We start from the raw sequence: 20,263 nt of genomic DNA on the forward strand, positions 1-20,263 counted from the left end.
GCGCCAGCGTGCACCGCCAATGGTGTGGAATGCTCAGAGCTCGTGGACCGCGATCGAGCGCTCGACCATCCCCAAGTCTGCGTGGATCAGCCCAATGAGCTGCCTGGCGTTGCCGGCGTACACCTGCAGCAGCACGCCTTTTGGATCAACCGACACTTCGATGTCCACACCCCACGCAGCGTCGCTGCCGGCGTGTACGAACCCTGCGTAGTGCGCCTGTGAAGCAACGCGCTGGTAGCAGCCAGACGCACTCAGCGCCGAGACGATACGTTCGAACAACTCCACTGCAGGCTGCTCGCTGTTCAGTCGATACTGTCTGCCCATGTAGATCTCTCAAACGGTCGATGCGCAGGATGGAGCCAAACCTCCGGCTATCCACTCGCAGCGTTGGGTAAAGCCTAGACAAAAACGCCCTGGATGAAACACCTCAGGGCGATGGCGAACATAATTTGTACAAATTCTGCGCAATCCAACCAGAGCCTTTAAAGCCAAGCCCTTGCGCGCGTTATCCACAGACCTACCCACGGTTTCTGTGGACAAATTTCCTACTCAGCTTGATCGATCTTCAACAAAGCCCGGTTGGCCTGCTTGACCAGTTCGATCCATTCGCCGGTGCTGATGGCGCCTGCCTGCTCAAGCACCTGTGCCTGCAACAGCGCACGCGCGTAGTCGTCTTCGTGGAATGAGGTGTGATCGAGAAAATGCGTGCGCCACCGCCCCATTGCAGCTGCACCCTTATGTGTTTGCATCGTTGCGGGCCTCCATGAATCGGGACGCTGCGCAGGGTACAGCAAGCATTGTGAAGGGATCATGACCTGCCACCCTTGACAGAGTAGACATGGCTGGCAAACGTAACCTAGTTAGGGGCCCGTCCAGAGGCAGAACAGGTCAGACGCCGACGATCAGGGGGGTGGAATGGTTCCCAGCAGGCCGATACAGAGGGTCAGTAATAGAAATCCTCCAAGAAACCATGCGAGCTTGCCCATTGAAACCTCTCAGTGCGTTAACGAAGCGGCCTGGCTGACGAGCGCCGTTGGCATGGCGTGCAGCCGGCCCAGCGCAGGCCGGGCTGCTCGGCTGGGATGGCGCTATGATCGCGCTACAACTGATACGGTTACAGATCCAGGTTGGCGAAAAAAAAGCAGATCAGATGCCGTTGGCATCCCGCCCCGCAAGCCTCAGCACCTCTGACGGCAACCAGCCCAGCTCGCCATCGCTCAGGCGTTTGCACCAGTACCAACCATTCAGAAAGCGTAAAGCCTCGATGATCTGACCGGGCTCGACATCCAGTTCGTGGGCGCAATAGGTCTCCCGCGCACGACCATGGCCTATGCCCAGGACTTCGATCAATTGTGCGGGCACCCAACCGGGCAGTTGACCGGCGCAGGTGCAGAGGTACCAGTCCTCCCAGCCTTCGCTACCTTCATAGCGCTGACCAATGCTCAAGGGTTGGCCGGCCACGAGACGAATGGGTTGCGGGTACTCGCTGCGATGGATCTTGATCACGACGGATTTCATGCGCCACTCCCTGGCTGCGGTGAACCGTCGATGCTAGCAGAGGCCGGCGTCAGAACATGACGCGCTGCGCATGCCGTCTAGGAGCGCTTTCAGCAGCTACCGGTGGCCTGTCGGGAGTCCTGTGGCATGGCGGGCAAGCGCGCCACAGTGGCCGATTGCGCAGCGACCTCCCTGGCACGCGCCACGCCCCAGGCAAGGGCACGGGTCATCGATTCTCCAGGGCGCGACCCATAGGCTTCTTCATGCAACGCCAGGCCCGAGTCGCCATAGACGCCCAGGAACAACTGGGTCGACCCGGTTCGCGACAGACGCACCTGAACGTCGAGTGACGCGCCACCAGGCAGGGTCTCGTCGTGTCGACGGTGGTGCAAGGTGGGATCAGCCCACGACCAGAACGAATCTCCACGAATGCGCAGCATGTCAGGCTCCTGCTAAGACTAAAGGCGTATTGATTGATAGCGCTTTGCCAACACTAGCCCAAGCGAAGCGGGAAGCAAGGCATCTGACACAAATTGTCGGACAATCTCCTAGCCAAGCAGACGCGGGCCAACAGCCTGGACTTTGCCCGGATGCGGCGATTCCACGGCGCACCTTTCAGCCAGGCGGCGACACCTGCCCTATTGGTGCGCAGCCTGAGGAAACAGCGCCCCCTCACAGTGCGCCAACTCCGTTTATCCAGTGGAGACGGCACGCTCAAAAGCGGTTTTTTCGTAGGGCGCGATCCTTGCAATACGACTTTCGGGCTGAACGATCGTGACCGGCGGGTCACATTTTTCCAAAGTGTCTCCTACACTCGAAATTCGGAGCCTAGACCGTTCAGAACTATCCCTTGAAATGGGTAGAACTTTCCGCTCGACGCACTGGTCAGCACTTAAGCAGGCCGCAGCATAGAGTCATTCTTCTCACGGCCTGCCCACCCCAAAGCGCATTCACGCTTGCGGCCCGGACGGCCCAAGCGTTTCCAAGGTTGCACAGAATTCGGGGCATGGACTGCAAGACGCTTCACCAGTACAGAGAAGAGAGCCAGCACGATGTAACGCCAAGGCCAGAGGGCCAATTTAGGGATGGAGAGTACGATGATCAGCGCCGCTGTCGAGCCACATGCAGACACGTTCAAAACGGAACACCGCGGACCTCAGGTCCCAGGCTTCACCACGGCTGGCAGATCACCCGGCGCCAAGCGCCAGCAGAACCCGAACAAACGCAAAGTACTCTTCGTCACCTCGGAGATCGCCGATCTGGTGAAGACCGGCGGCTTGGGCGACGTTTCCGCGGCACTGCCGCGCGCCCTCTCCGACCTGCATGACGTGCGCGTGCTGATCCCTGGCTATCCGCAGGTGATGGACAGCGACAACCCGATCCACATCGTCGGCCAATTGGGCGGCCACGCTGCGCTGCCGCCGTGCAAGATCGGCCGGATGGACTTGCCCGACGGGCTGGTCATCTACGTGCTGATCTGCCCCGAGCTGTATCAGCGCGAAGGCACCCCATACGGTGACAACGAGGGTCGTGACTGGGCCGACAACCATATCCGCTTCGCTCGCCTGGGCCTGGCCGCAGCCGAGATCGCCGCAGGCGAAGGCCTGGCGCACTGGACGCCGGAACTGGTGCATGCCCATGACTGGCCCGCAGGCCTGGCACCGGCCTACATGCACTGGCGCGGCCTGAGCACCCCGACCCTCTTCACCATCCACAACCTGGCCTACCAGGGTGTGTACAGCCTGGCCTGCTGCCCGGAGCTCGCCATTCCTGAGCACGCCCTGCAACAGGAAGGCATGGAGTTCTACGGCAAGCTGTCGTTCCTCAAGGCGGGTTTGGCCTACTCCAGTCACATCACCACCGTCAGCGCCACCTACGCCCAGGAAATCACCACGCCGGCGTTCGGCTGCGGTCTGGACGGCTTCCTTGCCAGCAAAGCTCAACAGGGGTTGCTCAGCGGCATCCCCAACGGCATCGACGAAAGCTGGGACTCGGCCACCGACGAGCACCTGCAGCACAACTTCAGCCTCAACGACTGGGAAGGCAAAGCGCGCAACACTCAGGAAGTGCGCCGCCTGTTCGGCCTGGACGAGAGCGAAGGCCCACTGTTCGCCGTGGTCTCGCGCCTGGTGTACCAGAAGGGTCTGGACCTGACCCTGGCGGTCGCCGACTTCATCGTCGAGCAAGGTGGCCAGATCGCGATCATCGGTCGTGGCGAGCCCGCTGAAGAGCAGGCCATGCGCGAACTCGCCCTGCGCCATCCCGGCCGCATCGGCGTGCGCATCGGCTTCAACGAAACCGATGCGCGGCGCATGTTCGCCGGCAGCGATTTCCTGCTCATGCCGTCGCGTTACGAGCCTTGCGGCTTGAGCCAGATGTACGCGCAGCGCTTCGGTTCCCTGCCAGTGGCGCGCAACACGGGCGGCTTGGCCGACACCATCGAGAATGGTGTCACCGGCTTCCTGTTCGACGAGTCCACGCCCGAAAGCTACCGCGAGGCGCTGAGCCGAGCGTTCCATGTCTACGACCAGCCCGACCTGCTCGATGCCATGCGCTGCCTGTCGATGACCCAACCGTTCAACTGGTGCCAGGCGGTGACTCCCTACGCCCGGCTGTTCGAAGACCTCGTCAAACAAGCACACGTCGCTCATTACTGATCCGGAGATTCGAAGATGCACAGACATGGCGCACACTTGCTGGACGCCACGTCCGCGCGCTTCGCCCTCTGGGCGCCAGACGCGCGTCACGTGAACGTAGTGCTCGAAGGGCAGACGCCTTTCGAGCTCACAGCCGAAGAAGACGGCTGGTTTGCAGGCACCGTGCCTTGCACTGCCGGCCAGCGTTATCGTTACCAGATCGACCATGACCTGACCGTCGCCGACCCGGCGTCGCGTTACCAACCCGAAGGCGTCACCGGCCCCAGCGCGATCGTCGATCCTCAGGCCTACCCCTGGCAGCACCCGTATCCGAACCGTCCTTGGCACAGCGCAGTCATCCAGGAAGTGCATGTGGGCGTACTGGGCGGTTATCGTGGTGTGGGCGAGCATTTGGAGCGCCTGGCCAAGCTCGGCATCACCGCGATCGAGCTGATGCCGCTCGGTCAGTTCCCCGGCGATCGCAACTGGGGCTATGACGGCGTGTTGCCTTTCGCCGCCCAGCACAGTTACGGCACGCCCGACGAGCTGCGTGCGCTGGTCGACAAGGCCCACGGTCTGGGCATCAGCGTCATGCTCGATGTGGTCTACAACCACTTCGGCCCAGACGGCAATTTCCTGCACGAATACGCCGGCGCCTTCTTCAACGAAGCGAAGAAGACCCCATGGGGTGCGGCCATCGATTTCCGCCAACCGGCGGTGCGCGAGTTCTTCATCCAGAACGCCCTGATGTGGTTGCAGGACTACCGCATCGACGGCCTGCGCCTGGATGCGGTCCACGCCATCGACTGCCCGGACTTCCTCAAGGAGCTGGCCCAGCGCGTACGCAGTGAGACACAAGGCGATCGTCAGGTATGGCTGGTGCTGGAAAACGAACACAACCAGGCCTTCCTGCTCGAGGAACACTTCGACGCGCAGTGGAACGACGATGGCCACAACGCCCTGCACGTGCTGCTCACCGGCGAGACCGAAGGCTATTACGCCGACTACAAGGACGCGCCGAACCAGCAGTTGGCCCGTTGTTTGTCGGAAGGTTTCGTGTTCCAGGGCCAGGCCAACCGCCATGGCGAACCCCGCGGCGAGCCGAGCGGCCATCTGCGTCCCAGCGCCTTCGTGCTGTTCCTGCAAAACCACGACCAGATCGGCAACCGTGCCCTGGGCGAACGCCTGACCCGGCTGACCCCGCCCGCTGCACTGCGCGCCGCCACCGGCTTGCTGCTGCTGTCGCCGATGATCCCGTTGCTGTTCATGGGCGACGAACAGGGCAGCCGCGCGCCATTCCTGTTCTTCACCGATTTCCACGACGAGCTGGCCGATGCGGTGCGCGAGGGCCGGCGCGGCGAGTTCGAACATTTCGCCGCATTCGCCGACCCGGACACGCGGGAGAAGATCCCCGACCCGAACGCCGTCGGTACCTTCAAGGCCTCCAATCCAGCCGGCCAAGACGTCATCGCCGGTTGGCCGGGTCTCTATCAGCAGTTGCTGGAACTGCGCCAGCGCCTGCTCGTGCCGCATCTGCCGGGCACCACCTCGCTCGGTTGCAGCGTCCTGGCCGACAAGGCGGTCAGTGCGCGCTGGCGCTTGGGTAACGGCCAAGAACTGCGCATCGACCTCAACCTGGGCAAGCACGCCGTCGCTGTCGAATTGCCTGGGCCGGCCATGCGCCTGTTCGACAGCGGCGACACCACGCATCCCGATTCGACGCTGGCAGCCTACAGCTGCGTCGTCAGTCTGCTCCCTACCGCTTCGGAGACCGCATGAGCGACAACGCCCTGCATCAACTGGCCGCACGGGTCGGCATCGCCCGGGACTGGACCGATGCCAACGACCGCCCCCAGCAAGTCAGCGACGAAGTCTTGCGCGGTGTGCTCAACGCCCTGGGACACCCGGCGCAAGACATCGCCGACGTGAACGAAAGCCTGGCGGCGCTGGAACGGCAACAAGACCTTCAGGAACTGCCCAAGCTGCTCACCTGTGAGGTCGGCCATGCCCTGCCCTTGCAGCCCTGGTTCCCTGCCGGCAGTACGGCGCGCTGCACCGACGAGCAGGGTGAGGTGCGTGAGTACACCCTTGGCGATCAGGCCGAATTGCCTGAAGACCTGCCGCTCGGTTACCACCGGGTCGAGGTCGACGGCCGCTCGCTGACGGTGGCCATCGCACCCGCGCGCTGTTACAGCCTGGACGATGCCGTCGAGGAGACGCCTGCTCGTTGCTGGGGCCTGGCGGCTCAGCTCTATAGCCTGCGTCGTCCCGGCGACGGCGGTTATGGCGACTGCCTGGCGCTCGAACAACTGGCGCGCAGCGCTGCCGAGCGCGGTGCCGACGCGCTGGCGATCAGCCCTATCCATGCGTTGTCGGCCTTCGAGCAGGAGCATTACAGCCCCTATTCCCCTTCGAGCCGTCTGCTGCTCAACACCCTCTACGCCAGCCCCGCTGCCTTGCTGGGCGAACGAGAGGTGCGCGCTGCCATCGAAGCCGAAGGGCTGACGGACGCACTGCACGACCTAGAACAGCAACCCTTGGTCGACTGGCCCCGCGCGGCCGAAATGCGCCAGCGCCTGCTGCAGGCGTTGTACAAGGATTTCAGCCAAGGCCAGCACCCGCTACGCGCGGATTTCGACAGCTTCCGTGCCGCGGGTGGCGAAGCGTTGGAACATCATTGCCGTTTCGAAGTGCTGCAAGCCGAGGCTGTCGATCAAGGCTTGGGGGCCGACTGGCGGCGCTGGCCGAAAACCTGGCACGACCCCTACCACGCCGAAGTCGAAGCCTTCGCCAACACCTACCCGGCGCGCGTCGAGTTCCAGGCATTTTGCCAATGGCTCGCTGACCGCAGCCTGCAACGTGCCCAGCAAGCGGCGCGGGCAAATGGCATGAAAGTCGGCCTGATCGCCGACTTGGCGGTAGGCGCCGACGGTGCCGGCAGCCAAGCCTGGAGCCGCCAGGACGAATTGCTCGCCGACCTCACCGTCGGTGCCCCGCCCGACATCATCAACCGCTCCGGGCAAGACTGGGGCATCTGCGGTTTCTCGCCCGAAGGCCTGAAACGCAACGGTTTCCGTGCGTTCATCGAGATGCTGCGCGCCAACCTGGCCCACGCTGGCGGCCTGCGCATCGACCACGTGATGGGCTTGCGCCGGCTGTGGCTGATCCCACGCGGGGCTTCGCCGCGCGAAGGCGCCTACGTGCATTACCCGTTCGAAGACATGCTGCGCCTGCTGGCGCTGGAATCGGTGCGTCACCAGGCGATCATGCTCGGCGAAGACCTGGGCACGGTGCCGGACGGCTTGCGCGAGCAACTGGCCGACAAGGCCGTGTTGGGCATGCGCGTGCTGCCCTTCGAACAGAACGGTCCTGGCCGCTTCACTGCGCAGCAGGACTGGCCGGACAACGCGCTGGCCACCACCGGCACCCATGACCTGGCGCCGCTGGCCGGCTGGCTGCAAAGCCGCGACATCGACTGGCAAAGCCGCCTTGGCCTGATCGACGAGGATGCCCAAGCGCAGTGGCGCGAAGACCGCGCCAAGGAATGCGCAGGCCTGCGCCAATTGCTGGAGGCCGAATACGGCCCCCTGGCCGACGACAAAGCGCTGATCGACGCTGCCATCCAGTTCGTCGGCGAAACCCGCGCACCCTTGGTGCTGCTGCCGCTCGAAGACCTGCTCGGCGTCGACGAACAACCCAACCTGCCCGGCACTACCGAAGGCCACCCCAACTGGCGCCGGCGCTTTGCTCTGCCTACCGAACAACTGCTGGACGATGATGACGCCTTCCGGCGTCTGCAACTGCTGGCGAAGGCCCGCAACAACGCGTGGGAGCGCGACCGATGAAGCCCTTGACTGCGACCGTACGCCTGCAATTTCACAGCGATTTCACCCTCGACCATGCCGTCCCCCTGGTGCCCTATTTCGCTCAGCTGGGCATCAGCCACCTCTACGCCTCCCCCATCCTCAAGGCCCGTGCCGGTTCCCGGCACGGCTACGACGTGGTCGACCCGACCCAGGTCAACCCGGAATTGGGCGGCGAAGCGGCCCTGGAGCGGCTGGTGGCGGCCATGCGCCAACACGGCATGGGCCTGATCCTCGACACCGTGTCCAACCACATGGCCGTGGGCGGTGCCGACAACCCTTGGTGGCAGAGCTTGCTGGCCTGGGGCCGCCGCAGCCCTTATGCCGAGTTCTTCGACATCCAGTGGAACTCCAACGACCCGCTGCTGGCCGGGCAACTGCTCTTGCCGTTCCTGGGTAACGACTACGGTGTGGCGCTCAAGGAAGGCGAACTGCCGCTGACCTTCGACGCCGAGCACGGCCGCCTGGAAGTGGCGCACCACGAACACCGCTTCCCGATCTGCCCGCTCGACTATGGCCAGGTGCTCAAGCACAGCGAAGCGAGCGAACTGCAAGCACTGGGCGAACGCTTCGACGCCTTGCGCCAGGTCCAGGATCCGCTTGAGGCGGCCAAGCTACTGCAAGCGCAGTTGTCGCAACTGCATGCCGACGGCGCGCGCCTGGACCCTGTGCTGCGCCTGTTCGACGCACGCAGCGAAGCCGGCTTGCAACGCCTGCACGCGCTGCTGGAGCGCCAGTCCTACCGCCTTGCCAGCTGGCGCACCGCCGCCGACGACATCAACTGGCGGCGCTTTTTCGACATCAACGAACTGGGTGGTCTGCGCGTCGAGCGCGCCAGCGTGTTCGAAGCCACCCACGCCAAACTCTTCGAGCTGATCGAGCGCGGCCTGGTGGATGGCCTGCGCATCGACCACATCGACGGCCTGGCCGATCCCCGCGGCTACTGCCGCAAGCTGCGCCGTCGGGTCAACGGCCTGCTCGCCGCCCGCCCGGTACAGACGGCGGTCGAGCACTTCCCCATTTACGTGGAGAAGATCCTCGGCACCGGCGAACACCTGCACCGCGACTGGAACACCGACGGCACCACCGGTTACGAATTCATGAACCAGGTTTCGCTGGCCCAGCACGACCCTGCTGGCGAAGCGCCGTTGACCGAGCTGTGGCAGCGCGTCAGCGAACGCCCCGAGTTCCCTGAGGAAGTGCGCCAGGCGCGCCGCCTGGTGCTCAACGCAAGCCTGGCCGGCGATTTCGAATCGGTTGCCCAGGCCTTGCTGCAGGTCGCCCGCAACGACCTGATGACTCGCGACCTTACCCTTGGCGCCATCCGCCGTGGCGTGCAGGCGCTGGTCGAGCACTATTCGGTGTACCGCACCTACATCAACGCCTGTGGCCGCCCGAGCGAAGACGAGGCGTTCTTCCAGCAGGCGCTGAACGATGCGCGCCAGACGTTGCCCGAAGCCGATTGGCCGGTGCTCGGCCATCTCGAACAGTGGCTCGGCGGCCAGCGCTGGCGCTCGCTGCCGGTGGGCAAGGCGCGCAAGCAGTTGCGCCACGCCTGCGTGCGCTTCCAGCAGTTGACCGCCCCGAGCGCCGCCAAGGCTGTGGAAGACACCGCCTTCTACCGCTCCGCGCGCCTGCTTTCGCGCAACGATGTGGGCTTCGAAGCCGAACGCTTCAGCGCGCCGATCGACGAATTCCACGAAGAAGCACAGCGCCGTTTGCGCGACTTCCCCGACAACCTGCTGGCCACCGCCACCCACGACCACAAACGCGGCGAAGATGTGCGTGCACGCCTGGCCGTGCTGAGCGAGCGTGGCCCGTGGCTGGCCGAGCGGATCGAACACTGGCGCAGCCTGGCCAGTGGGCTGCGCAAGGAAGACGCCGAGGGCACGGTGCCAAGCTCGGGCGACGAAATGATGCTGTTCCAACTGCTGCTGGGCAGTTGGCCATTGGACCTTGACCTCGACGACAGCACGGCGGTGTCAGGCTACATCGAACGCCTCCAGCAGTGGCAGCAGAAGGCCCTGCGCGAAGCCAAGCTGCGCAGCAGCTGGAACGCGCCCAACGAAGACTATGAAAAGGCGTGTACCGGCTACACCGAGCAACTGTTGCAAGGCCGTGAGCACGGCGAGTTGCGCCAGTCGCTGGCACAGGCCGCACAGGCCCTGGCCAGCCCCGGCGCGCTGAACGGCCTGACGCAGACCCTGCTGCGCATGACCGTACCCGGCATCCCGGACCTCTACCAAGGCAACGAGTACTGGGATTTGACCCTGGTCGACCCGGACAACCGCCGTCCTGTGGACTACACCGCCCGCCGCGCCAGCCTGGACGACAGCGCCGCGCTGTCCGAGCTGGTCGAGCACTGGCGTGACGGGCGCATCAAGCAAGCGCTGATCGCGCGCGTGCTCGATTGCCGCCGTGCACACCCCGAGCTGTTCCGCCGCGGCGAATACCAGCCGTTGCCGGTCGAAGGCAAGCACGCCGACAAGGTCATGGCATTCGCCCGTATCGGTGAAGGCGAGCGCGCCGTCGTGGTGCTGCCGCGCCTGGCGGCGAGCCTGTTGGGCGAGCACGCCGACACGCCGCTGATCCCTGCCCATGCCTGGGAAGACACGCGGGTGATTCTGCCGTTCGCCTTGTCATCCACCACTTGCTCGGGACTTTTCGGAAACAGCGCTGTCAGCCCTACTAAGGAGCTGAAGTTGAGCGCCGTTCTAGCCGAGTTTCCGGTCAATCTGTTGATCGAACATGATTAAGCGCAGCCAGGAGCATCGTGATGAGTGTTGAAGACAAACGTATCCGCGAGTTCGCCTACCAGATCTGGGAGTCCGAGGGTAAGCCCGACGGCGAAGACGAGCGCCACTGGAAGATGGCCCGCAAGCTGGCAGAAGCCGAGGCGGTAGCGCCCAAGGCCAAGCCGCGCAAGGGCGCCAGTGCCAAAGGCAAGGCCGCTGCCGACGCGGACAAGGAGCCAAAGGCCTCGGACAAGGCCGCTAGCGTCGCCAAGAGCGCTGCCCTGCCAGGTGCCGAAAGCACAGCTTCCGGCAAGGCACCTGCGGCAAAATCGTCGGCTGCCAAGTCTTCGGCCAGCAAACCTGCCCCTGCGAAAGCGTCAGCTGCGAAGAAGCCTCGCGCAGCGAAGAAACCTTCTGCCGGGTGATCGCCCGACAGTCCCCGGCAATGCACGCAACGTCGCACAGCGGCGGTCAGGCCAAGCGGTAAACAGGTCAGGAGCGACAGGAGTCGCGTTTCATCGCCAGGACTAGACGTCTGGCCTGTTCACCCCCCAGCACGATCATCTCCCGCACGTTCCGTGCAAAGCCAAGCGGTGCCGGTCCACGGTCCCGTCCCGCGACACCCCGGTATAGGCATCACCCGCGAAACGGTCCGACTCCCTTGAGAACGGGCCCATCGGCGTGGAGGCCAGTAGCGCTGCTCCGTCACTTTTTTTGGCCATCCGAGACCTGACATGACCCAACGTACTCCGAAGAAAAACCGCTCCGTCGCCCCTTCGCGCATCCGTGAAGGCATGCCCTTTCCGCTCGGTGCCACCTGGGACGGCCTGGGCGTCAACTTCGCCCTGTTCTCGGCCAATGCCACCAAGGTCGAGCTGTGCATCTTCGACTCGACCGGCGAAAACGAACTCGAGCGCATCGAACTGCCCGAATACACCGACGAGATCTACCACGGCTACCTGGCCGACGCCCACCCGGGCATGGTCTACGGCTACCGCGTATACGGCCCGTACGAGCCGCAGAACGGCCACCGCTTCAACCACAACAAACTGCTGATCGACCCCTATGCCAAGCAATTGGTCGGCGAGCTGAAATGGGACCCGGCCTTGTTCGGCTATGTCCTGGGCGAGGAAGACACCACCTTCGACGAACGCGACAGCGCGCCTTTCGTGCCCAAGTGCAAGGTCATCGACCCGGCCTTCACCTGGGGCCGCGACGAGCGCGTGCAGGTGCCGTGGGAAAGCACCGTGTTCTACGAAGCCCACACCCGTGGCATCAGCATGCAGCACCCCTCGGTGCCCGAGAAACTGCGCGGCACCTTCGGCGGCCTGGCCAACGACGACCTGCTGCAGCACATCAAGGACCTGGGCGTCTCCAGCATCGAACTGCTGCCGATCCACGCCTTCGTCAACGACCAGCACCTGCTCGACAAGGGCCTGAACAACTACTGGGGCTACAACAGCATCGCCTTCTTCGCCCCGCACCCGACGTACCTGGCCAACGGCAAGATCGCCGAGTTCAAGGAGATGGTCGCGCACCTGCACAACAAGGGCCTGGAGCTGATCCTCGACGTGGTCTACAACCACACCGCCGAAGGCAACGAAAAGGGCCCGACCCTGTCGATGCGCGGGATCGACAACGCCTCGTACTACCGTCTGATGCCTGACGACAAGCGCTACTACATCAACGATTCGGGCACTGGCAACACCCTCGACCTCAGCCACCCCTGCGTGCTGCAACTGGTCACCGACTCGCTGCGCTACTGGGCCGGCGAAATGCATGTCGACGGCTTCCGTTTCGACCTGGCGACCATTCTCGGCCGCTATCACGACGGCTACGACGAACGCCACAGCTTCCTCGTGGCCTGCCGCCAGGATCCGCTGTTGAGCCAGGTCAAGCTGATCGCCGAACCTTGGGACTGCGGCCCTGGCGGCTACCAGGTAGGCAACTTCGCGCCTGGCTGGGCCGAATGGAACGACAAGTTCCGCGACACCGTGCGCTCGTTCTGGAAAGGCGACGAGGGCCAGTTGGCCGACTTCGCCGCACGCATCACCGCCTCGGGCGACCTGTTCAACAACCGCGGCCGTCGCCCATACGCTTCGGTCAACTTCATCACCGCCCACGATGGCTTCACCCTGCGCGACCTGGTGTCGTACAACGAGAAGCACAACGAGGCCAACGAGGAAAACAACCAGGACGGCAGCAGCAACAACATGTCCTGGAACTGCGGCGAAGAAGGCCCGACCGAGAACCCGGAAATCAAAGAACTGCGCATGCGTCAGATGCGCAACTTCTTCGCCACCCTCCTGCTCTCGCAGGGCACGCCGATGATCGTCGCCGGTGACGAGTTCAGCCGCACCCAGCACGGCAACAACAACGCCTACTGCCAAGACAGCGAAATCGGCTGGATCAACTGGGATCTGGACGAAGAAGGTCAAGACCTGTTGGCGTTCGTCAAGCGTCTCAACCGCGTGCGCATCGCCTATCCGGTGCTGCGCCGTTCCCGTTTCCTGGTGGGCGACTACAACGAGGCGCTTGGAGTCAAGGACGCCACCTGGTTGGCGCCCGACGGCAACGAGATGAGCGTCGAGCAATGGGAAGACGCCAATGGCCGTTGCGTGGGCTTGCTGATGGACGGCCGTGCGCAGGTGAGCGGCATCGAACGCCCGGGTGATGACGCTACGGTGCTGCTGATCGTCAATGCGCACCACGACACCGTCAACTTCAAACTGCCCTCCGTGCCCCAGGGCGAGCACTGGACCTGCCTGATCGATACCGATCAGCCGAAGCTGCGCAAGGGCAAGCCGCTGCAATTCGAAACCGAGTTCGAAGTGACGGGTCGTTCGCTGGTGCTGTTCGCCCTGCAGCGCGAGGAAGACTGAACCCCGTGGGGGCGGTCAGGTCCGAACCTGTACCTGCCCGCCCCCACGGCAGTTCAGGAGGACGTGTGAACCACGAAGCCGATGTCACGGGTTTCGCCTCTCCCGATCAGACCCCAGCCGTGCACCGGCTGCGGGTCCTGACGGTCAACACCCACAAGGGTTTTACCGCTTTCAACCGGCGTTTCATCTTGCCGGAGCTGCGCGAAGCGGTACGCAGCACCCAAGCCGACCTGGTGTTTCTCCAGGAAGTGCTCGGCAGCCATGAGCGGCACGCTGCGCGCCATCCGGGCTGGCCGACCACCTCGCAATACGAATTCCTCGCCGACAGCATGTGGAGCGACTTTGCTTACGGGCGCAACGCCGTCTACCCCGATGGCCACCACGGCAACGCGCTGCTGTCCAAATACCCGATTCTCGAACACCGCAACCTCGACGTGTCGATCACCGGCCCCGAACGTCGTGGCCTGCTGCATTGCGTGCTCGACGTACCCGGCCCGCAGCCGGTGCATGCCATCTGTGTGCACCTGTCGTTGCTCGAAAGCCACCGGCAGAAGCAGCTCAAACTTCTGCGCACCCTGCTCGATTCGCTGCCGCCCGACGCGCCGGTGATCGTCGCCGGCGACTTCAACGACTGGCAGTTACGCGGCAACCGCACCCTGCATTTGCAGCGCGACCTGCACGAGGCCTTCGAGCGCCACCACGGCCATCTGGCACGCACCTACCCTGCGCGCTTGCCGATGCTGCGTCTGGATCGGGTCTACCTGCGAAACGCGCAGAGCCATGCGCCGAAGATCCTCGGCCACCGACCCTGGACGCATTTGTCGGATCACTTGCCGTTGACGGTGGAAGTGCAGTTCTAGGGTGTGTGGTGCTAATGGTTGAAGTGCAGCTCTAGGGTGTGTAGTGCTCACAGTTGAAGAGCATTTCAAAGTCGCCATACCCACCCTGACCCAATGCATCGTCTGGATCAGGGCCGCGCTGCGGCCCATCGCGGCTAATCGGAGCGCCAAACCGGCCTGTCCTGCAGGTTTTTGCAATTCACAGTGGAGCGGCCGACTCGCATCGGGTGAAAGCTTGACCACGAACACAAGAACAGTTTCTACAGCGCTGCCACGTCCTTCCCCGACTGCGCCTTGATCCGATCGCGAAAGCTCTGGATCAGCGGTTCTCGCGAACGGCCACGGCGTATCGCCGTGGTGAAGGGCGCCTGGTAGCCGAAGGTATTGGGCAGCAACACCTTCAGGCGCGTTTGCTCCACCCAAGGCTGGGCATGATGCTCGGGCAAGTAACCGATGTACGCCCCCGACAACACCAGAATCAGTTGCGCCTCCATCGACTCGACAGTGGCGGCACTGTGCTTGAAGCCGTGCCGTGCCAACTCGGTCTGGCTCCAGTAGCCGCGCCCGACCATGCGCTGCTGGGCGATCACCTCGGCCGGAATGCGCGTCTGCGCGTAGAGCGGATGCCGGTCGCTGCAGTACAGCCAGTGCTGTTCCCTGTACAACGCCTGGTACACCAACCCGCTGGTGCGCACCGAAAAGGCGCCGATGGCCAAGTCCAGACGGTTTTCCAGCAGCCCCAGTTGCAGCTCGGCCGGGCTCAGCACGGCCAAGTGCAGATGCACGGCCGGGTGCTCCTGGGTGTAGGCGCCGATGATCTCGGCCAGCGGCAGCGCCGGGTCACTGACGGTGGAGTCGAGCACACCAAGGTTGAGCGTGCCACGCAGCTCGCCCTTCAACGAGGCGGCGTAGCGCTCGAACTCATGCAGCTCGGCAAGCATGCGCAAGGTCTCCTGATGGAACAGCTCGCCCTTGCCGGTCAGGCTGAAACCGCCGCGTCCGCGGTGGCACAGGGCGACGCCGAGCAGCGTTTCCAATTGGCTCATGTAAGTGCTGATCGCCGAGGTGGACAGATTCAATTCCTGCTGGGCGGCGGCGAAGCCCTGGTTGCGCACCACGCTGGCGAAGATGCGCAACAGTTTCAGGTCGGGTAATGCCGATGACATGGGCGTGTTCCTGTCAGCAATCACGAAAGGCGGCATTCTAGCGCCCGATAGTTTAGAAATCTCTGAACTGATTATTTGCTCGCAGCGATTTGTCGCACCCTGCGCAGTCCCCAGAATCGGCCCACGACAACCATAAAATCTGTGAGGCCCACCGTGGAAGACTCCCTCCACCAACCCCTGGGCGGCAACGAGATGCCGCGTTTCGGCGGCATCGCCACCATGCTGCGCCTGCCCCACGTGCAGGCACCCGACGAACTCGCCCGGCTCGACGCCGCCTTCGTCGGCATCCCCCTCGACATCGGCACTTCGCTGCGCTCCGGCACCCGCTTCGGCCCACGGCAGATCCGCGCCGAATCGGTGATGATCCGCCCCTACAACATGGCTACCGGGGCCGCGCCCTTCGACTCGCTGAACGTGGCCGACATCGGCGACGTGGCACTCAACACCTTCAACCTGCTCGACACCGTGCGCATCATCGAGCAGCACTACGACGGCATTCTCGAACACGGCATCATCCCCCTGACCCTGGGCGGCGACCACACCCTGACCCTGCCGATCCTGCGCGCGATGAAGAAGAAGTACGGCAAGGTCGGCCTGGTGCACATCGACGCCCATGCGGACGTGAACGACCACATGTTCGGCGAGAAGATCGCCCACGGCACCACCTTCCGCCGCGCCCAGGAGGAAGGCCTGCTCGACAGCGAGCGCGTAGTGCAGATCGGCCTGCGTGCCCAGGGCTACACCGCCGACGATTTCAACTGGAGCCGCAACCAGGGCTTCCGCGTGGTCCAGGCCGAGGAGTGCTGGCACCAGTCGCTGATCCCTTTGATGGAAGAAGTGCGGGCCAAGGTCGATGGCGGCCCGGTGTACCTGTCGTTCGACATCGATGGCATCGACCCGGCCTGGGCACCGGGAACCGGCACCCCGGAAGTCGGTGGGCTGACCACCATCCAGGCGCTGGAAATCATCCGCGGCTGCCAAGGGCTGAACCTGGTCGGTTGCGACCTGGTGGAGGTCTCGCCGCCCTACGACACCACCGGCAATACGGCGCTGCTCGGTGCCAACCTGCTGTACGAAATGCTCTGTGTGCTGCCCGGCGTGGTGCGGCGATGAGCGCTGCATCGCGCGACGTCGTGGCCGAGGTGCAGGCTGCGGCTGCGGCGCTAGTGCAGGCCTTCGCCAGCAACGACACGGCGCGCTACTTCGCCTGTTTCAGCGAAGACGCCACGTTCGTCTTCCATACCCAGCCACGGACGCTCTCCCTCGCCGAGTACAAGGCCATGTGGCAGCGATGGCAGGCCGAAGGTTTCGCCGTATTGGGCTGTCGCTCCAGCGAAGCGCAGATCAGCCTGCAGGGCGAGGTGGCGATCTTCATCCACGACGTCGCCACCCGCCTGTACCTGGATGGTCAGGAACACGCTTTGCAAGAGCGCGAAACCATCGTTTTCCGCCATCGGGCCGGGCAATGGCTGGCATGCCATGAGCACTTGTCCGCGCCAAGCCTGAGCTGAACACCGGCGCGCGCAGGGTTACCCTCCCCGCGCGCGCTGTGGCCCCATACCCGGGGGCCTTGCCGCACTGCCGTAACACCGCCCACCGGCACGACGCCGGGGGTGAATAACAAAGGCCGGTGAGCCTGAGCCGGCCTTACAAGAACCGTGACAGGCACCGGAGACACACCATGAGTACGGGTATCGAAACCTTCGGCGTCGAGCAGATCCCTGACGCCCAGCGAGATGCATCCCCCACCGACCTGTTCCGCCTGATCTTCGGCGGCGCCAACACCTTCGCCACGGCGGTACTGGGCAGCTTTCCGGTGCTGTTCGGCCTGTCGTTCCAGGCCGGTGCCTGGGCCATCGTCCTGGGCGTTGCCGTGGGCGCGCTGATCCTCGCACCCATGGGCCTGTTCGGCGCGCTCAACGGCACCAACAACGCGGTCTCGTCCGGTGCGCACTTCGGCGTGCACGGGCGCATCGTCGGCTCCTTCCTCTCCCTGCTCACCGCCGTGGCGTTCTTCTCGCTGTCGGTGTGGAGTTCGGGCGATGCGCTGATCGGCGGCGCCAAGCGCCTGGTCGGCCTGCCCGAAAACGACCTGACCCTGGGCCTGGCCTATGGCGTGTTCGCCGTGCTGGTGCTGGCGGTGTGCATCTATGGGTTTCGTATCATGCTGTGGGTCAACAAGGTCGCGGTGTGGGCGTCGAGCTTGCTGTTCCTGCTGGGTGTGATGGCTTTCGCCGGGCCGTTCGACGTGCACTATGCCGGCACCCTGGCTGCCGGTCAGGGCGGGTTCTGGGCGGCGTTCATCGGTGCGGCGCTGCTGGCGATGAGCAATCCGGTGTCGTTCGGCGCCTTCCTCGGCGACTGGTCGCGCTACATCCCGCGCCAGACCCCCAAGCGCCGGATCATGCTGGCGGTGGTCGCGGCCCAGGCCGGCACGTTGATTCCCTTCCTGTTCGGCCTGTGCACCGCCACCTTGGTGGCGACCCAGGCGCCGCAGTATATCGAGGCGAGCAACTACGTCGGTGGCCTGTTGGCGATTTCGCCGAGCTGGTTCTTCCTGCCGGTGTGCCTGATCGCGCTGATCGGCGGCATGTCCACCGGCACCACCGCGCTGTACGGCACGGGCCTGGACATGTCGAGCATGTTCCCAAGGCTGCTGAGCCGCGCGGTGGCCACGCTGCTGATCGGCGTGGCGGCGATCGCCTTCATCTTCATCGGCCGCTTCGCCTTCAATCTGGTGCAGAGCGTGTCGACCTTCGCCGTGCTCATCGTCACCTGCACCAGCCCGTGGATGGTGATCATGATCCTCGGCCTGATCGTGCGCCGCGGCCACTACCATGCCGACGACCTGCAAGTGTTCACCCGCGGCGAGCGCGGCGGGCGCTACTGGTTCCAGCAGGGCTGGAACTGGCGCGGCCTGGGCGCGTGGATTCCGAGCGCGGCGCTGGGCTTGTGCTTCGTCAACCTGCCCGGCCAGTTCGTCGGCCCTTTGGGCGATCTGGCCGGTGGTATCGACATCAGCCTGCCGATCACCTTGGGCATGGCGGCACTGCTGTATCTGGCGCTGCTCAACCTGTTCCCGGAGCCGGCCGAGGTCTACGGCCCGCTCGGCCCGCGCTGGGTGCGGCAGAAAAGCCCCGTCGCCTTGAGGTTCGAGGGCACCGGGATCGCCTGAGCGCGTCCGCGACCTTCCGTGCACCGGGCGTGCGACGCCCGGCGTCCTTTCCTTCCAGAACAATGAGAACAACACCATGCTCCTGGATATCTCCGTAGTGATCCTTTACGCCGCCGGCATGCTGCTGCTCGGCTGGTACGGCATGCGCCGCGCCCGCACCCAGGAAGATTACCTGGTGGCCGGGCGCAACCTCGGGCCGGCCTTCTATCTCGGCACCATGGCCGCCACCGTGCTGGGCGGCGCGGCGACCGTCGGCACCGTGCGCCTGGGTTACGTGCACGGCATTTCCGGGTTCTGGCTGTGCGCCGCGCTGGGCGCAGGGATCATCGTGCTCAACCTGTTCCTGGCCAAACCCCTGCTCAAGCTGCGCATCAGCACCGTCACGCAGATTCTCGAGCGCCGTTACACGCCCATGGCGCGCCAGGCCAGCGCGGTGGTGATGTTCGCCTACGCGCTGATGATCGCCGTGGTCTCCACCCTGGCCAGCGGTACCGTGCTGCAAGTGCTGTTCGATCTGCCTTTCGTCACCGCCATTCTGCTGGCCGGTGGCGTGGTGGTGGTGTATTCGAGCATCGGCGGCATGTGGTCGCTGACCCTGACCGACATCGTGCAGTTCGTGATCAAGACCGTTGGCCTGATGTTCGTGCTGTTGCCGATCTGCCTCTGGCGCGTCGGCGGTTGGGACGCCTTGCAGGCCAAGCTGCCGGACACCGCGTTCAGCTTCACCACCATTGGCTACGACACCATCCTCACCTACTTCCTGATCTACTTCTTCGGCATCCTCATCGGCCAGGACATCTGGCAGCGCGTGTTCACCGCGCGCAGCGAAGGCGTGGCGCGGGTGGCCGGCAGTCTGGCCGGGGTGTACTGCATGGTCTACGGCCTGGTCGGCGCGCTGATCGGCATGTGCGCCAAGGTGCTGCTGCCGGACCTAGCCAACGCCAACAACGCCTTCGCCTCGATCGTGCAGAGCGCCCTGCCCGACGGCATCCGTGGGCTGGTGATCGCCGCCGCGCTGGCGGCGATGATGTCCACCGCCAGCGCCGGCCTGCTGGCCGCCTCGACCACCATCACCGAAGACCTGCTGCCCAAACTGCGCAACGGCCGCGCCTCGACCCTGGGCATGGCCCGCGCCTTCACCTTCCTCACCGGCATGGTGGTGCTGGGCGTGGCGCTGGTGGTCAGCGACGTGATCGGCGCCCTGACCCTGGCCTACAACCTGCTGGTCGGCGGCATCCTGATTCCGATGCTCGGCGCCATCTACTGGAAGCGCGCCACCACCACCGGAGCGATCCTGAGCATGGCGCTGGGCTGCGGCACGGCGCTGGTGTTCATGTTCCGCGACGGGTTGGAGGCCAATACGCCGATCTACTACAGCCTGGCCGTCGGTCTGCTGGCGTTCGTCGCAGGCAGCCTGCTGACCCGGCCGCAGGTGCACGCCACAAGGGTCGCCTGAGGGCGGTGTCGATC

At 64.5% G+C, this 20,263-nt stretch carries 16 protein-coding genes; 11 read left to right on the plus strand and 5 right to left on the minus strand.

All coding sequences use genetic code 11. From position 1 onward, the window contains the following. Positions 1 to 33: 33 nt before the first annotated feature. The 4 genes from AA0Z93_RS20690 to AA0Z93_RS20705 all read right to left on the minus strand — a co-directional run bounded on the left by AA0Z93_RS20690 (position 34) and on the right by AA0Z93_RS20705 (position 1,934). Positions 34 to 324 carry a hypothetical protein gene (locus AA0Z93_RS20690; RefSeq protein WP_413047125.1) on the minus strand — a complete coding sequence of 97 codons (291 nt, stop codon included), beginning with the start codon at positions 322 to 324 and terminating at the stop codon, positions 34 to 36. Positions 325 to 545: 221 nt separating this feature from the next. Beyond that, positions 546 to 749, minus strand: a complete 204-nt coding sequence (locus tag AA0Z93_RS20695) for a hypothetical protein (RefSeq protein ID WP_413047124.1) — start codon at positions 747 to 749, stop codon at positions 546 to 548. 397 nt (positions 750 to 1,146) lie between these two features. Continuing rightward, positions 1,147 to 1,518 carry a ligand-binding protein SH3 gene (locus AA0Z93_RS20700; protein ID WP_413047123.1) on the minus strand — a complete coding sequence of 124 codons (372 nt, stop codon included), beginning with the start codon at positions 1,516 to 1,518 and terminating at the stop codon, positions 1,147 to 1,149. 89 nt (positions 1,519 to 1,607) lie between these two features. After that, positions 1,608 to 1,934, minus strand: coding sequence for a hypothetical protein (locus tag AA0Z93_RS20705; protein WP_413048389.1), 327 nt, complete (start codon positions 1,932 to 1,934; stop codon positions 1,608 to 1,610). A 660-nt stretch (positions 1,935 to 2,594) separates the two neighbouring features. On the opposite strand from AA0Z93_RS20705, the gene glgA reads away from it, so the two are divergent. The 7 genes from glgA (at position 2,595) to AA0Z93_RS20740 (ending at position 14,473) form a co-directional block, all read left to right on the plus strand. Next, complete coding sequence (gene glgA / locus AA0Z93_RS20710) at positions 2,595 to 4,154, plus strand: glycogen synthase GlgA (protein WP_413047122.1); 1,560 nt, start codon at positions 2,595 to 2,597, stop codon at positions 4,152 to 4,154. 15 nt (positions 4,155 to 4,169) lie between these two features. Beyond that, entirely contained in the window at positions 4,170 to 5,912 is a 1,743-nt protein-coding gene (gene treZ, locus AA0Z93_RS20715) for a malto-oligosyltrehalose trehalohydrolase (RefSeq protein ID WP_413047121.1), read from the plus strand. Beyond that, positions 5,909 to 7,978 carry a 4-alpha-glucanotransferase gene (gene malQ, locus AA0Z93_RS20720; RefSeq protein WP_413047120.1) on the plus strand — a complete coding sequence of 690 codons (2,070 nt, stop codon included), beginning with the start codon at positions 5,909 to 5,911 and terminating at the stop codon, positions 7,976 to 7,978. Before treZ ends, malQ begins: the two co-directional genes overlap by 4 nt. Further along, positions 7,975 to 10,752 (plus strand): malto-oligosyltrehalose synthase, encoded by a 2,778-nt coding sequence (locus AA0Z93_RS20725; RefSeq protein WP_413047119.1) that lies wholly within the window; start codon positions 7,975 to 7,977, stop codon positions 10,750 to 10,752. The genes malQ and AA0Z93_RS20725 overlap by 4 nt, the downstream gene beginning before the upstream one ends. 20 nt (positions 10,753 to 10,772) lie before the next feature. Beyond that, a complete protein-coding gene (locus AA0Z93_RS20730) occupies positions 10,773 to 11,156 on the plus strand; it encodes a DUF2934 domain-containing protein (RefSeq protein ID WP_413047118.1) in 384 nt (127 codons plus the stop codon). 309 nt (positions 11,157 to 11,465) lie between these two features. Beyond that, positions 11,466 to 13,613, plus strand: coding sequence for a glycogen debranching protein GlgX (gene glgX, locus AA0Z93_RS20735; protein ID WP_413047117.1), 2,148 nt, complete (start codon positions 11,466 to 11,468; stop codon positions 13,611 to 13,613). Positions 13,614 to 13,678: 65 nt separating this feature from the next. Next, positions 13,679 to 14,473 carry an endonuclease/exonuclease/phosphatase family protein gene (locus AA0Z93_RS20740; protein WP_413047116.1) on the plus strand — a complete coding sequence of 265 codons (795 nt, stop codon included), beginning with the start codon at positions 13,679 to 13,681 and terminating at the stop codon, positions 14,471 to 14,473. Positions 14,474 to 14,712: 239 nt separating this feature from the next. On the opposite strand, the gene AA0Z93_RS20745 is transcribed toward AA0Z93_RS20740, so the two are convergent. Then, positions 14,713 to 15,618, minus strand: a complete 906-nt coding sequence (locus tag AA0Z93_RS20745) for a LysR family transcriptional regulator (protein WP_413047115.1) — start codon at positions 15,616 to 15,618, stop codon at positions 14,713 to 14,715. A 153-nt stretch (positions 15,619 to 15,771) separates the two neighbouring features. Between AA0Z93_RS20745 and speB the strand changes: the two genes are divergently transcribed. The 4 genes from speB to AA0Z93_RS20765 all read left to right on the plus strand — a co-directional run bounded on the left by speB (position 15,772) and on the right by AA0Z93_RS20765 (position 20,249). Continuing rightward, positions 15,772 to 16,731, plus strand: coding sequence for an agmatinase (speB, locus tag AA0Z93_RS20750; protein WP_413047114.1), 960 nt, complete (start codon positions 15,772 to 15,774; stop codon positions 16,729 to 16,731). Continuing rightward, positions 16,728 to 17,129, plus strand: a complete 402-nt coding sequence (locus AA0Z93_RS20755) for a YybH family protein (RefSeq protein ID WP_413047113.1) — start codon at positions 16,728 to 16,730, stop codon at positions 17,127 to 17,129. Before speB ends, AA0Z93_RS20755 begins: the two co-directional genes overlap by 4 nt. A 170-nt stretch (positions 17,130 to 17,299) precedes the next feature. Continuing rightward, positions 17,300 to 18,793 carry a purine-cytosine permease family protein gene (locus tag AA0Z93_RS20760; protein ID WP_413047112.1) on the plus strand — a complete coding sequence of 498 codons (1,494 nt, stop codon included), beginning with the start codon at positions 17,300 to 17,302 and terminating at the stop codon, positions 18,791 to 18,793. A 76-nt stretch (positions 18,794 to 18,869) separates the two neighbouring features. Next, on the plus strand, positions 18,870 to 20,249 hold the full coding sequence (locus AA0Z93_RS20765; RefSeq protein ID WP_413047111.1) for a sodium:solute symporter: 1,380 nt from the start codon (positions 18,870 to 18,872) through the stop codon (positions 20,247 to 20,249). Positions 20,250 to 20,263 lie beyond the last annotated feature (14 nt).

This window comes from Pseudomonas phoenicis (assembly GCF_047302395.1).
GTDB lineage: Bacteria > Pseudomonadota > Gammaproteobacteria > Pseudomonadales > Pseudomonadaceae > Aquipseudomonas.